The following is a 13,707-nucleotide window of genomic DNA, read 5'->3' as shown; positions in this document are numbered from 1 at the left end:
GGTACGTAGGAACGTATCCAGCCTTTTCTAGCGGATGCTAGTACATCCGCTTCAGGCGTTATTAGCCGTTTACGAAGTCTACGCCTAGCTTGATGTCGCCACGTAGGCCTTCAAGCATGTCGTTTTTCGCTTTTTCTTCAAATGCGCTTAGCTCGCCGTATGGCAAGATTTCTTCAACACCGTTTGCGCCTAGGCGAACTGGATGTGCAAAGAATGCTGCGTCGTCGCTGTCGTCAGTTTGTACATAAGTGTACTCAACCACGTTCTCGCCTTGCATTGCTGCAACTAGAGATAGACAGAAGCGTGCCGCTGCTTGACCCATTGATAGGGTTGCAGAACCGCCGCCCGCTTTAGCTTCAACAACTTCAGTACCCGCGTTTTGGATACGAGTAGTTAGGCTAGCAACTTCTTCGTCTGTGAACTCTACACCTTCAACTTGTGAAAGTAGAGGAAGGATAGTTGTACCAGAGTGACCACCGATTACCGGTACGTGCACAGAAGATACGTCCACACCTTTAAGTTCAGCAACAAACGTTTCAGCACGGATAACGTCTAGTGTCGTTACACCGAAAAGCTTGTTCTTGTCGTAAACGCCTTTTGCTTTAAGCGTTTCAGCTGCAATAGCAACAGTAGTGTTAACTGGGTTAGTGATGATACCAACACACGCGTTCGGGCAGTTATCAGCTACACCTTCGATTAGGTTTTTAACAATGCCGGCGTTGATGTTGAATAGATCAGAACGATCCATACCTGGCTTACGAGGCATACCAGCTGGAATTAGAACAACGTCTGCTCCAGTTAGTGCGTCAGCTAGGTCATCTTTACCGTGACCGGTTACTTTTACCGCAGTGGGGATGTGGCTTAAGTCAACGGCAACACCAGGAACAACTGGCGCTACGTCGTAAAGCGCTAAATCTGAACCTGCTGGCAATTGTGTTTTCAACAACAAAGACAGCGCCTGACCAATACCACCGGCAGCACCTAACACGGCTACTTTCATACCATTTCTCCTATGGGATTACTTCACGTATTTAAACGGAACGTCACACTAATGCAACGCGGGGGAAAACTCAATCACCGGATCGTCTTATTAACGTTATTTATGGCGATTTTATCTCGATATTCATTATCATGAATGATTATGCAAAGAAATTGCGCAAAGTCTACCTGTACGGCACAATATACGCATACTAAATATAATTCCTAACGATAACCCTCAAAAAAGAAAAGAGCGCTAATGGCAAACGCAAAACAAGAGCTACTCATCAAAGCTTTTAAAGAAATTCTTAAAGCAGAAAGTTACGGTTCACAGGGCGAAATTGTTGATGCATTAAAAGCACAAGGCTTCGACAACATCAGCCAATCTAAAATCTCTAGAATGCTAAGCAAGTTCGGTGCAGTAAGAACCCGCAATGCTAGAGGCGACATGGTGTATTGCTTGCCTCCAGAGCTAGGTATGCCTACGGCTAAAAGCCCTCTTAAACAGCTGGTACTGGATATCGTTCACAACAACGTAATGGTAATCATTAGAACCAGCCCTGGTGCTGCACAGCTTATTGCGCGCTTGCTTGACTCATTAAGTAAGAAAGACGGAGTTTTGGGCACCATTGCAGGTGACGACACTATTTTCATCGCGCCAGCGGATGTGTCTAGAATCGAAGAACTAAGACAGCGTGTTGAAGACCTGTTTGAGAACGTTTAGGTAGCCACACTTTTAAAACGGTGCCCTCTCATTGAGGGCACTATATATTCTGCCGTTCGCTGACGCTAGCTCAATAGCTTAATCAGCGCATCGGCTGCTGGTCGTGATGACGGCGGATTCTGTCCCGTCACCAGTAACCCGTCGGTACACACTTTTACAGCAAAATTGTCGGCGCTCTCATACTTGCCGCCTTTTTTAACCAGTTCATCTTCAACCAGATAAGGCACTACGTCTGTAAGTTCCATTGCAGCTTCTTCACTGTTTGAAAATCCGGTAACAGATTTTCCCTCTACCAGGTATTTGCCATCAGGCGTTTTAACGTCTTTAAGCACAATTGGCGCGTGACATACTGCCCCAACGGGTTTATTAGCTGCGATAGTGTCTTCGATTAGTTTTATCGAGTGCACATTGTCAGAAAGGTCCCACAACGGACCGTGTCCCCCTGGATAGAACACCGCGTCAAACTCTTCAGCTCTCACATCTTCAAGTGGAATAGTCGACGCTATAGCGCTACGCGCCAGCTCATCTTTCGTATATCGCATAGCGTCATCGGTCATTGCATCGTCAGCCAGACTATTGGGATCGATAGGCACTTGCCCTCCCATGGGTGAGGCCAAAGTTATCGTATATCCTTGGTCTTTAAATGCGTAGTACGGCGCAGCAAACTCTTCCAACCACATGCCTGTCTTTTTGCCGGTATCACCCATAATTTCGTGAGATGTCATTACCATTAGCATACGTTTTGACATAAGCCCTCCTTGCGAGCATTTAAAAATTTGTCGTCAATTACTTCGGCTAATGTACGTAGTTAGATCATTAAAAAAAGCGGAGGATCGTTTGATTGCATGGTTGTGAGATTAATGGCGGGCATAAAAAAGTGCCACTTCCTGTTAAGGAGAGTGGCACCTAACACTACAACTTGTAGCTAGTGTTTTTCTACAGCTTAGAAGCGGTAGTTAACACCTACACGCATTTCCCAAAGTGATGCATCACCTTGACGTGGAGTTGCGTTCGAAGAACCTAGCGTAACAGTATTAAACGAAGCTTCTTCAAGAATGCCCCAATCGTCATTCAGCATATTTGTGAAGTTATCGATTACGAATGATACTTGAGCAGTATGATCTTCATGGAACGCTGGGATATCTTGGCGAACCGCGATATCAACTTTTGCCCACCATGGACTTTCTTCGTCATTTCGCTCAGCGCCCATTGGAAGAACACTTCCGCTATCTAAGTAAGGAGTAAATCCAAAGATCGCGTTACCTTCGTTTCTAGAGTAAACAAGGCTGTAAGGTCTGCCAGATTGCGCAACTGCAAATGCTGAGAAAGTTGTGTTGTAACCATCAATCAGTTCAGTTGTGTAACGGAAGTCTAATGTAAAGCGGTGTGCGATATTCCAATCTGAAAGTGAAGATACCTCTTCATTCGGGTTAGTAAACGCTCTGTACTGGTAGTTAGAGAACGCTACCGAGCTAGTCATTGGCTGAACATCTTCAGCGTGGCTATAGTTATAACCCGCAACTACTGAGATTCCGTTATCCCATGCTTTGTTCATGGTCGCAGTTAATGAGTATGAAGTTGAAGATTCATCAGAATTAGTCAACTCAAGAGAACCATAACCAGTACGGTCGTAATCGATATAGCCTTCTTCAGTAACGCCAACAGCTTCGATTCCCTTGTATTTAATCATCGCTTGATTTTGCGTGATGCTCACCAATAGATCTAGGTTAAATACGTAGTCTTCGTCTGTGATATGCGTCATACCTGCAGAGATTTTCCACTCGCTAGGCATTTCGAAATCTGGGTCAAGGTTATTACTTTCGAAGTTGTCACCTTGGCCAGCATCCATCGCCGCATCTAAGTCTGAAGGTACTGAGTAACCAGGACCAGCTGTAACGCCGTCTTCAGTATTTACCCAGGTTACGCTACCATCTAGAAGGTTTGCGTATTCCCCCTCAACTTCACCGCCAGTTACGTTAGTGTTCTGGTAGTTGTTGGTCATCCAAACGTTAGGGTTACCGCCTGAGAATAGACCAAAGCCACCGCGTAGCTCCGTGCTATCACTTAGGGTGTAGTTAAGACCAACACGTGGTTGAAGTAGATCAACACCGTCTAGGTTTGCAGTATTACTGTAACCATAAGAATCAGTAAATTCGGTATTTTCTACTGGACGATCTGACGTTGTGATCCAGTCATAACGAAGACCAGCAACTACTTTCAGGTCATCAGTTAGGTAGAACTCGTCTTGTGCGTATGTAGAGTGAGCAGTATAGCCCCATTCTGCTGCACGGTCGTTCAAATCACCTGAATATGCATAACCATATTCTATCTCTGCGTTAGTTCCGTTCTGGAAGTCTTCGATGCTCTGGAATGTGATAGACGTTTCAGAGTGCTGAACGAATAAGTTATAAATGTCTAACTTATCGCTTTCATATCCGAAGGTAAGCGTATGTCCATTATCAAAGTAATAGTTACCGCGGAACATGATGCTAGTTGCATCCCAGTCTAGGTCGTTGGCTTGACGGCTGTCGTCTGAACCAAGGTAAACAGTGATATCGTCAGAATCAGGGTTAGTCAGTTCAATTTTAATCTCGCCGAAGTCATTGCCGCCTGGGTTTCCGTCACCGTACATAGAACGCTGAAGGTTATCTAGTTCCGTGCGTGCAATGCGGATTTCAGTTGAGAATTTGTCTGTCCAGTCAGAGTAAAGCACACCGATGAAAGACTGAAGCTCTGCGCCACGCTCATACAAGTGGCTTGAGAACTCAAACTCATCAGAATCACCGTCAGATTCTGCGAAGTTGTTGCCATCGTTGTAGTTATAAGTGAATGCTAAACGATGATGATCGTTGATATTCCAGTCTAATTTAACTAGAAGCTTTTCATCTTCGTTCGCCATGCTTGATGGAACTGTACCAGCGTCGAAGTTGTAAACACTTTGAGAGATAGACTGAATTTGCTCAACTTGTTCTTGTGTAATATTAATTTCGTTTATAGCACCAGAACCAATTGCGCCACGGTCGAAGGTATTTGCACCTTCAAGTTTTTCGTATGCTGCGAAAATAAATAACTTATCTTTGATAAGCGGTGCACCAACGGTAAAGCCGTAGCGTTTCTCAGTGTATCCACCAAGAGTGATATCATCACCTTCAAGTGAGTCACCACGTAAGCTGTCGCTACCGAAATCGTAGAATGCAGAACCGTGAACTTCGTTAGTACCGGTTTTACTTACGGCACTGATGTTACACGCAGAGAAACCACCGTAGATTACGTCGAAAGGTGCGATTTCAACTGAAACACCTGCGATAGCGTCGAAAGAAAAAGGCATTCTTTCTGTTGGATAGCCGTTTGAGTTAAGACCGAATAGGTCGTTCATGCGAACACCGTCAACAGTCAAGCTGTTGAAACGCGGGCTTTTACCCACACACTGGATACCGTTGCTGCCGCCTTCGTCTACGTAAATACGTGGGTCAATACGCACGATGTCAGTGATATCACGGTTAATAGCAGGTGCTTCTTGAAGAGTAGACAGGTCGAAGCTTGCTACTGGGCCAGTTTGACCGAAAGATAGGCTGCTAACCTGAGAACCAGTTACAACAATGTTTTCGTATTGAGCAGCTGGCTCAAGCATACGCTCGATAGATGCTGATTCACCAAGCTCTAGGTAAACATCGTTGATAGTTTGATCAGCGAATTCGTCAGAATCAATAACTACTGTGTATGGACCACCTACGCGAAGACCACGAAGACTAAACGTACCACCACTGTTTACTGTTACTGTTTTAACAGCACCAGTAGGAACGTGAGTAACTGTTACTACAGTACCTGCTGCAGGGTTACCTTGCGGGCCCATAATTTTACCGTTCAATTCAGATGACGTTACCTGCGCCATTGCAGTTGACGACAAACCGATTGACAGCGCAACCGCAGCCGCAATGCGACTGAACTTTGCTGATGTTCTCATGTGTGTTTCCCTTTTTGTTTAAATTTGTTTTTAGGTTCGCTAGTAGGGTATTTCCCGTAGTCGACCTTCAATTAATATGAACCGACGAAATTGTTATAGAGATTCATGTCAATTTTATTACAACTTTACATTTTTATTTAGCAGCAATCCCCCTAGGCCTTTGACTTTGCAAAAAATATCTTGACCAAATGGTCAGATTAATTTACTTGTTATTATTCTCGTCAATTCACGGCGATTAGCTGTTCCTATTCTTGCCATATCGAATACTAATAAACAGCGTTTAATAAAAATCAGGTTTACCCATAAAAATAACAAAAATAACAATGACTTACTATTTTAAAATAAATTTACCTATTGCAATAAGTAACCTTAACTGATGAAATCCGCATATAAATCGTTAATTCATTTGGTCGTTTTTTTGACAGATTTTAGAATTGTTACCTCTGTAAAGTGGATTGTCTTTGCTGTCGTTGCATTATTGTGTAGCGTAGCTAGCTATTTTAAAAATTCTATTTTTTATGATGACATTCTGCCACAAACCGGTCAAATATTAACCTGCGAAACGGGATTATCTGGAAATGAAGACATATTTTCTGCCTATATAACCGATGGTCGTATCGCAGAAATGGTTAATGAGCGCTTATGCTCGGACAGTACAATAAAACGTCAATATAGCGGCATAAAGGTAGTAGTTGGACAAAGCGATTACGACACCTTTAGATACATCAATCACGGCGTTGTTGATCTCGCTTTAGTGAAAAGTAATATAGTAGACGCTTTCGGCGCTGACAAAATATACGGTCTAACGAAGTTAGCCGCGCACCCCGACTATCCCGCATTCTTCATTTCTCTCAGAGAGAAGCCAACGTTAAGCAAAGAATATCTTCTAGGAAAACGCATAGGTCTTCTTGATTATCCAAGTAGTCGCTCTGGCCATATAGTGCCGAAAACCGTTCTCCATCATTTAGGCCTGAACAGTAGCAATATCGATATTATTTATTACAGTTCTCATAAAGAACTAAGGCGCGCACTCCTTGCAGGCGAGGTCGATATTATATCCACGTATTGGGCTGAAGAAGACGGTGAAACTTTCTCTAAAAACTATATATCTCCACTGCTAGAGAGCGTAAGCGGCATGCAATGGTATTTGAAGATGCAGACTCAAAATACCGACTTATTCTGCGCTGTGCAGTCGGTTGTTTACGAAATAGCGACAACCCACCCGAGACCATATTACAAAAATATTACGCTGGAAGAAGGGTGTAACAAATGAGTAAAATAAAGCTTCGCCCTAGGTCTCCTATTAAGCTCGCAATTACCTTCTCTTTATTGCTAATTTCATTGCAAATTGCATCTGTTGTAGGCCAGTATTTCGCGCATCAATCTTCTATTCACCGGGCTATTGACGTAGTTGAGAGAAGAATCAGTTTAGATAGCGCTTTCCTTGATGTGGGAAATGAAACGCTGAACACGCCAGAGAACAGATATGCTATAGGTCGTTACCTTGAACGCCTTAATCGAGTAGTCGAAGAAAAGGCACTTCCTGTTGTCGTTAGCGAAATCCAAGGAGTTCAGGTCAAGTCAGACTTATCTGAATATCCAGCACTACACCGCACCACCTTCGAGAATGCAGAGCAAACCATAAATATTTCTATCAATAGTAGAGCACCTATTAATGAGGTTGGTCTTAGTTGGCTTGGCATTTTACTCACGTTTCTTATTGCTCCCCTTTTCGCTTTTACGAGTAAGAAGAGACGAACACAGTCTTCACTTGAAGAATTAGTGCTTCCTCCTAAACCAAAGCTTGTTATCAACCTTCAGGAAAAAACGATTTCGAACGGTATTGATGACAAAGTAGTGACACTACAAAACAAACCTCTATGTTTCTATACCGCACTAGTTAAATACTGCATAGATAACCCAAATGAGTCTCTGCCTCCTCACAAAGATGTGCCACACGAGTTAATGGCATTGGCTAACAAGTGTTTTGGTCGATTGATCGAATTGGGCCACACCAAGCGAAAACGCCCAGATTTCAATGCAAATTTAGATAAAACCCTCAGCGAAATACGCGCTGCACTTGATGATGTATTCTCTGGTTATGTTGATGAAAAAGAAACCTACTACCCGCCCAGAGCGCAAGGTGAGGGCTCTCGCTCGAAGCAGCATTCGTATGCATTACCGAGTATTAAGGACGACGATATAGAGATAATTGGTAACTAGCGATATTTTGACTTGTTCAGTTAAAAACTGACCACTTGGAGAACTTTTTGGTATTTTTTGTAAGCTGACTAAACGCCCTGCAATACCTTGAAAATACGATAAAGTTCTAGCAAAGACCGATCCAAAAACCGAGAACTTGTGAATATAACATTGATTCGCGAGGCCTAAACGCGTATCTTTGCACCAACAAAATCAGCTTTATAGTACTATGCAATCGCCACTTATTATTGCCATTTCTGGAGCTTCTGGCTCTGGGAAGTCTCTTTTTACAAAAAATTTGTTTAACGGCTTCAGTGCTCAAGGCCGCCCTGTTCAAGTGCTGCGCGAGGATCACTACTACCGTGCGCAAGATCATCTTCCCATGGAGCAACGTGAGAAGAACAACTATGATCACCCGAATGCCTTTGAACATGAGCTTTTGAAAGCACACTTGCAAGCATTGCGCGATGGTCAGCCTATTGACTATCCACATTACTGCTATAAAACGCATACGCGTTTGCCTGAAACTGAGCGTCTAAATCCTGCGCCAGTCATTATTCTTGAAGGTATCATGCTACTAGCTCGTACTGATCTACTTCCTTTGTACGACGTGAAGATCTTCATTGATACTCCTCTTGATATTTGTTTGATGCGCAGAATGATGCGCGACCTAAAAGAACGCGGTCGTAGTATTGAATCTGTGGCAAAACAGTACGAAGAAACTGTTAAGCCTATGTATCATCAATTTATTGAACCTAGCCGCTTCACTGCCGACGTAGTAGTGACGCAAGGTGGCAAAAACCAAATTGCATTAGATGTGATCAAATCACACATTCAGCAAGCGCTTCTTTAAGGGAACATTACTATGGTGAGTTTACTGGGCATTGCAGTCCTTCTGGGTATTGCCTTCGCGTTATCATCGGCGAAACGCAATATAAATTGGCGCACCGTTGGTGGCGCATTTGCTATTCAAGCATCCGTTGGCGCGTTTGTCCTGTATTCTGAACCTGGTAAAGAAGTATTGTTGAGCGCGACGCGTTTTGTCGCCAACATCATTGCTTATAGCCAAGAAGGCATTAATTTCTTGTTCGGTCCTATTGGTGACAAGTCGATCGCGTTTATTTTTGCCTTTAACGTGCTTCCAGTTATCGTGTTTTTCTCGGCGCTTATTGCCGTTCTTTATCACCTCAAAGTAATGGGTTTGATCATCAAGGTTATCGGTGGCTTTTTACAGAAAGCGCTGGGAACTAGCCGACCTGAATCCATGTCTTCTGCTGCCAACATTTTTGTGGGCCAAACAGAAGCGCCTCTTGTGGTTCGCCCATTTATTCCACATATGACGAGCTCTGAGCTATTTGCCATTATGGTGGGTGGTTTGGCGTCAATTGCTGGTTCAGTAATGGCGGGCTATGCAGGCATGGGGGTAGATCTTAAGTATTTGCTAGCAGCCAGCTTTATGGCTGCGCCAGGTGGCTTACTTATGGCAAAAATCATGTTGCCAGAAACCAGTAAGCCAAATGAAGATTTACATGACGTAGATGCGGAAGATACCGGCTACGCCAATGTATTTGATGCAGCCGCCAGTGGCGCTGCATCAGGCATGCAACTTGCGTTAAACGTAGGTGCAATGCTACTCGCTTTCATAGCACTTATTGCCATGTTTAACGGCCTTATTGGCTGGACAGCAGGATTATTTGGCTATGAAAACGTGACGTTTGAAGGGATCCTGGGTTATGTGCTTCAACCTCTTGCATGGGCAATCGGCGTACCATGGGAGGAAGCGCAACTTGCAGGCAGCTTTATTGGTCAGAAAATGGTAGTTAACGAATTTGTTGCCTACCTAAACTTCCTAGAGAACCAATCACAGCTATCTGAAGCATCTCAGGCCATTATCACCTTTGCACTTTGTGGTTTTGCAAACTTCTCTTCTATCGCTATTTTGATGGGTGGAATTGGTGCCATGGCACCAACACGCAGAAAAGAAATTGCGAGACTGGGGTTAAAAGCTGTTATTGCTGCAACGTTATCTAACTTAATGAGTGCCGCGCTAGCGGGCTTTTACCTCTCTCTTGGTTAAATTTCATTAATTTGGACCAGTTGGTCAAGATTTTACTAGACTAACTGGTCAGGTTTCTGTAAATTACGCGCAAATTCCTCGCGGGGTTGATTTATGTCAATTTCTGCGACTTTTTTCTGTAGCCCGTCTACCTTTATAATGCCGCAGTCAAAATATACGGGATAAAGTTATGCAATTAGTTGCTGTTGATTACCAAGCGGAAAACGCACAAGAAGAATTCGTGAAGTCACTTCGCGAGACAGGGTTCGGTGTTTTAAAAAATCACCCTATCCAACAGTCATTAGTTCAAGGTATTTACGACAATTGGCAGGGCTTCTTCGACAGTGAAGAGAAGAACGATTACCTGTACAACAAGGGTAAACAAGACGGATTTTTCCCTCAGAGTGTCTCTGAGGTAGCCAAAGGCTTTACGAAAAAAGACATTAAAGAGTATTACCACTTCTATCCGTGGGGTCAGTGTCCAGAAGCGCTACACCCGCAGATTTCCCAGTACTATGGGGAAGCAAACACACTAGCGAAAGAGCTATTGGGTTGGATAGAAAAACATTCTCCTTCAGAGGTGAGCGATAAGTACAGTCAACCGCTGGGTGACATGATCAAAGATTCTGATCAAACCTTGCTACGTATACTGCACTACCCACCACTAAAAGGTGATGAAGAAGTAGACGCAATTCGCGCAGCTGCTCACGAAGATATTAATTTGATTACTATCTTGCCTGCAGCCAACGAGCCTGGATTGCAAGTACAAGCTAAAGACGGTAGTTGGATTGAAGTTCCTTGTGATTTCGGGAACTTGATTGTGAATATTGGCGACATGCTTCAAGAAGCGTCTGGCGGATACTTCCCATCAACTACGCATAGGGTTGTAAACCCAGATGGTGCTGACATGACGAAATCTCGTATTTCATTGCCACTGTTCTTACACCCTAGACCAGATGTTGTTCTTTCAGAACGTCATACCGCAGGGTCATACCTGCAAGAGCGCCTTCGTGAGCTGGGCGTTATATAAATTAAGTTCCTTTTGTAGTGTTATTCTTTTGCCGCAGCTAGTCTGCGGCTTTTTTTTGCCTGAATTATACCGCCTACCTTCTCAACACCCACTTCATTGATTATTCGCTAAAGCTGATAATTTGGACTGATAACGAGACTTGTCTTGCCTGTTATTTGCGTGCTTGATAGCGCGAGACAAGTATTGCTCAGCGTTGGTTATGTCTCCACTTTCAAAATACGTTTTCGCTAATCCAAACAGAATTTCATGACGGGTGTTATCAAGTTTTAGTCCCTTTAAATAATATGATATCGCTGCCTCGTACTCTTCATTATCGAAAGCTTGTTCACCCAATATATAGTGGTAAAAGGGATTGCTTTGGCGTTTAGTATCCACCATTTGGTTGATTGTTTTCGCCTCTTCAAACCTATCTTGATAACGATAAAGTATCGATAAATTTTCCCATGCTGTGAGGTTTTCACTATTCAAAGATAAAGCATGCTTGTAGGCCGCCTCTGCTTGTTCGTACGCATCGGCCATTCGATAGAGTACTCCAAGATTGACCCAACTTTGGGCCAGTTCCGGTGCGATGGTAGCAGCAGCCCTAAAATAGCTATAGGCCTTGGTATAACTGTTGGCAACAAGCGCATCAGCCCCCTTATTGTTGTAGAACATCGCTATAACTTTTTCCTCTGACACAGCGATTCTAGGAAAGTAACTTCTGAGGGTTTGGGGGTCGAAATCCACGTCCGCAAAACTTCCTCCAATAGAGACGACATTGGGATCTTCTGGAAGTTGAACTCGTAAGTTAATATGACCATTTAGTAAACTGTACCCTTCTCGACGAGTCCAGTATTCAGGGATTTCTACTTCGTAGAACGTGGCTTGTAGCCCTACATGTTTCGCTAACGCATACGTCATAATGGAAAGAGACAAACAATTCGCGGCTCTATTATTGAACGTAGTATTTGCTGTGGTGTTAGCACCGTTTCTGTAAAGCATTCCCTGATCAGAATGGTCAAATATGGCCTTCACTAACCCTTTTACATTTTTTTGCAGCGCGCTTTTTTCATAGACCGCTTGCTCAGCAAAAAACTGTGCGTCTTCGTCTAAGTAAAAAATTTCATCTGAAGACTCTACGGGAAATAACGTATAGGAAGGAAAGAGACTGTCATTTAACAAAGTGGGCGCAGCTTTTCCATGCTGATTATCAGTAGATTGGCAAGCGGCAAGCACTATGCATAACAACAAAGGAACAGCGAGTCGAGCATTCATAATAGGCACCTTTCTTATTTACTCGATAGATTAAGTATAGCAGTGCGCCTTGAATTTACATTTTATTTACAACTCACTTTAAAGCTCGTTCAACGCATAATTTTACTCGCTTACTTAGGTGCTCATAAATTGCGACTTGGCATTACACAAAGTTAATCATCAAATTTCCCTGAAGTGCCGTAACAATTCTCAATTCAGTAGCTTTCAGTGGCGTAGGTCAGTAGTTGGCGAAACGAAGGATGTTGAATTTCACTTAACGTAATTTAATAGATAAAAGGAAAGAGTATGAAAAAGTTAATTAGTGCGTTCTTCTTAGTTGTATTGAGTGCCTCAGCGGTTGCTGGCCATCATGCCAAGGATGGACATAAAGATATTGTCGACACCGCAGCAAGCAACGACATGTTCTCAACACTTGTCACCGCAGTTAAGTCTGCAGACTTGGTCACTACACTAAAGGGAGACGGGCCATTCACTGTTTTCGCTCCCACCGATGAAGCTTTTGCTGCACTCCCGGCAGGCACCATTGAAATGCTATTGAAACCTGAGAATAAGCAAACCCTTGTTAAAATTCTCACTTATCACGTAGTAACGGGTAAAGTCACAGCAAAAGATGTAGCTGGGCTATCTGATGCCACTACCGTCGAAGGAAGCAAGGTAATGGTCTCAACTGATATGAATAAGGTTATGATAAACGACGCAAATGTGATCAAAGCCGACATCATGACGAGTAACGGTGTTATTCACGTGATCGATACTGTGTTGCTTCCAAACGATGTTAAAGCGGCGCTGTAATCCCTCTTGCAACGAAAAGCGCTGAAAACGAAAGCACTAAAAATTAGTGCTTTCGTTCATCGATTTATACATGTGCTTCGATCTCTTCAACAGGTCTCGGCGTAGAAACGTTAAACAGTCAATTGGTCACGGGCATGTTTAAACAGGCCTTCGATGTCATCCAACCAGTCGTCTGAATCCATTCAAGGAATAAAGAAAGGAGTTCACGTGTTCACAGTCTACACATATAGTATTGCGGGCCTTTTGCTTATAAGCTTTACCGTTTTCGTGCAAAACATCGTTGCCGCTATCGCTCACAGAAAACAGTCTCGTTATATTCCAGGGAAAGTCAGCGAGGAATTGAGTCATGATAGTTTCGTATTCAGAAGCCACAGAACATTTCATAATTCGCTCGAAAATATTCATCAGTTTACGCTCCCAGCTCTTCTTTGCATTTTTCTTGGCGCATCAACCAGCATACTTGCAGCACTTGTTTGGATTTACGCGCTAAGTCGCATCATTCATATGGGACTGTATTACGCAATCGCTACAGAAAAAAATCCAAGCCCAAGAAGCTATTTTTATATGATAGGCACGCTGTGTACCTTTGGCGTATTTGGTCTTGCAGTGTTTAATTTGTTTTCGTAGAAACGATATAAAGTAAGAAGATAAGAGTGAAATTGAACCAAATGGTTAAATATTAAACTTTTGGTTAATCCACATTTTCT

At 43.2% G+C, this 13,707-nt stretch carries 12 protein-coding genes; 8 read left to right on the top strand and 4 right to left on the bottom strand.

Annotated elements, in window-relative coordinates; genetic code table 11:
• Window positions 1-61: 61 nt before the first annotated feature.
• The gene (gene mdh / locus BZA03_RS18085) at window positions 62-1,000 is read right to left on the bottom strand and encodes a malate dehydrogenase (RefSeq protein ID WP_014950802.1); all 939 of its coding nucleotides are present in this window, start codon (window positions 998-1,000) and stop codon (window positions 62-64) included.
• Between the two features lie 237 nt (window positions 1,001-1,237).
• Here mdh and argR point away from each other — a divergent pair, with 237 nt between their 5' ends.
• On the top strand, window positions 1,238-1,702 hold the full coding sequence (gene argR / locus BZA03_RS18080; RefSeq protein ID WP_014950803.1) for a transcriptional regulator ArgR: 465 nt from the start codon (window positions 1,238-1,240) through the stop codon (window positions 1,700-1,702).
• 65 nt (window positions 1,703-1,767) lie between these two features.
• On the opposite strand, the gene BZA03_RS18075 is transcribed toward argR, so the two are convergent.
• Both BZA03_RS18075 and BZA03_RS18070 read right to left on the bottom strand, forming a co-directional pair.
• Window positions 1,768-2,451 carry a type 1 glutamine amidotransferase domain-containing protein gene (locus BZA03_RS18075; RefSeq protein WP_014950804.1) on the bottom strand — a complete coding sequence of 228 codons (684 nt, stop codon included), beginning with the start codon at window positions 2,449-2,451 and terminating at the stop codon, window positions 1,768-1,770.
• Between the two features lie 194 nt (window positions 2,452-2,645).
• Entirely contained in the window at window positions 2,646-5,666 is a 3,021-nt protein-coding gene (locus tag BZA03_RS18070) for a TonB-dependent receptor (protein ID WP_110289497.1), read from the bottom strand.
• Window positions 5,667-6,042: 376 nt separating this feature from the next.
• Between BZA03_RS18070 and BZA03_RS18065 the strand changes: the two genes are divergently transcribed.
• The 5 genes from BZA03_RS18065 to BZA03_RS18045 all read left to right on the top strand — a co-directional run bounded on the left by BZA03_RS18065 (window position 6,043) and on the right by BZA03_RS18045 (window position 10,954).
• Complete coding sequence (locus BZA03_RS18065) at window positions 6,043-6,939, top strand: ABC transporter substrate-binding protein (protein ID WP_039231278.1); 897 nt, start codon at window positions 6,043-6,045, stop codon at window positions 6,937-6,939.
• Window positions 6,936-7,889 carry a hypothetical protein gene (locus BZA03_RS18060; RefSeq protein WP_110289496.1) on the top strand — a complete coding sequence of 318 codons (954 nt, stop codon included), beginning with the start codon at window positions 6,936-6,938 and terminating at the stop codon, window positions 7,887-7,889. Before BZA03_RS18065 ends, BZA03_RS18060 begins: the two co-directional genes overlap by 4 nt.
• A 208-nt stretch (window positions 7,890-8,097) precedes the next feature.
• Complete coding sequence (gene udk, locus BZA03_RS18055) at window positions 8,098-8,721, top strand: uridine kinase (protein WP_014950808.1); 624 nt, start codon at window positions 8,098-8,100, stop codon at window positions 8,719-8,721.
• Window positions 8,722-8,733: 12 nt separating this feature from the next.
• Complete coding sequence (locus BZA03_RS18050) at window positions 8,734-9,945, top strand: NupC/NupG family nucleoside CNT transporter (RefSeq protein ID WP_014950809.1); 1,212 nt, start codon at window positions 8,734-8,736, stop codon at window positions 9,943-9,945.
• A gap of 169 nt (window positions 9,946-10,114) precedes the next feature.
• A complete protein-coding gene (locus BZA03_RS18045) occupies window positions 10,115-10,954 on the top strand; it encodes an isopenicillin N synthase family oxygenase (protein WP_014950810.1) in 840 nt (279 codons plus the stop codon).
• A 93-nt stretch (window positions 10,955-11,047) separates the two neighbouring features.
• On the opposite strand, the gene BZA03_RS18040 is transcribed toward BZA03_RS18045, so the two are convergent.
• Window positions 11,048-12,208, bottom strand: a complete 1,161-nt coding sequence (locus BZA03_RS18040) for a lipopolysaccharide assembly protein LapB (RefSeq protein WP_110289495.1) — start codon at window positions 12,206-12,208, stop codon at window positions 11,048-11,050.
• 285 nt (window positions 12,209-12,493) lie between these two features.
• Here BZA03_RS18040 and BZA03_RS18035 point away from each other — a divergent pair, with 285 nt between their 5' ends.
• Both BZA03_RS18035 and BZA03_RS18030 read left to right on the top strand, forming a co-directional pair.
• On the top strand, window positions 12,494-13,000 hold the full coding sequence (locus BZA03_RS18035; RefSeq protein WP_039228607.1) for a fasciclin domain-containing protein: 507 nt from the start codon (window positions 12,494-12,496) through the stop codon (window positions 12,998-13,000).
• Window positions 13,001-13,207: 207 nt separating this feature from the next.
• A complete protein-coding gene (locus tag BZA03_RS18030; RefSeq protein WP_014950813.1) occupies window positions 13,208-13,627 on the top strand; it encodes an MAPEG family protein in 420 nt (139 codons plus the stop codon).
• Window positions 13,628-13,707 lie beyond the last annotated feature (80 nt).

The organism is Alteromonas sp. I10 (genome assembly GCF_003201515.1).
GTDB lineage: Bacteria > Pseudomonadota > Gammaproteobacteria > Enterobacterales > Alteromonadaceae > Alteromonas > Alteromonas macleodii.
This window is presented reverse-complemented; position numbering and strand designations above follow the sequence as displayed.

What these genes read in the sequence shown, in the direction of transcription:
- mdh (WP_014950802.1), bottom strand. Translation starts at nt 1,000, where the DNA reads ATGAAAGTAGCCGTGTTAGGTGCTGCCGGTGGTATTGGTCAGGCGCTG.
- argR (WP_014950803.1), top strand. Translation starts at nt 1,238, where the DNA reads ATGGCAAACGCAAAACAAGAGCTACTCATCAAAGCTTTTAAAGAAATT.
- BZA03_RS18075 (WP_014950804.1), bottom strand. Translation starts at nt 2,451, where the DNA reads ATGTCAAAACGTATGCTAATGGTAATGACATCTCACGAAATTATGGGT.
- BZA03_RS18070 (WP_110289497.1), bottom strand. Translation starts at nt 5,666, where the DNA reads ATGAGAACATCAGCAAAGTTCAGTCGCATTGCGGCTGCGGTTGCGCTG.
- BZA03_RS18065 (WP_039231278.1), top strand. Translation starts at nt 6,043, where the DNA reads ATGAAATCCGCATATAAATCGTTAATTCATTTGGTCGTTTTTTTGACA.
- BZA03_RS18060 (WP_110289496.1), top strand. Translation starts at nt 6,936, where the DNA reads ATGAGTAAAATAAAGCTTCGCCCTAGGTCTCCTATTAAGCTCGCAATT.
- udk (WP_014950808.1), top strand. Translation starts at nt 8,098, where the DNA reads ATGCAATCGCCACTTATTATTGCCATTTCTGGAGCTTCTGGCTCTGGG.
- BZA03_RS18050 (WP_014950809.1), top strand. Translation starts at nt 8,734, where the DNA reads ATGGTGAGTTTACTGGGCATTGCAGTCCTTCTGGGTATTGCCTTCGCG.
- BZA03_RS18045 (WP_014950810.1), top strand. Translation starts at nt 10,115, where the DNA reads ATGCAATTAGTTGCTGTTGATTACCAAGCGGAAAACGCACAAGAAGAA.
- BZA03_RS18040 (WP_110289495.1), bottom strand. Translation starts at nt 12,208, where the DNA reads ATGAATGCTCGACTCGCTGTTCCTTTGTTGTTATGCATAGTGCTTGCC.
- BZA03_RS18035 (WP_039228607.1), top strand. Translation starts at nt 12,494, where the DNA reads ATGAAAAAGTTAATTAGTGCGTTCTTCTTAGTTGTATTGAGTGCCTCA.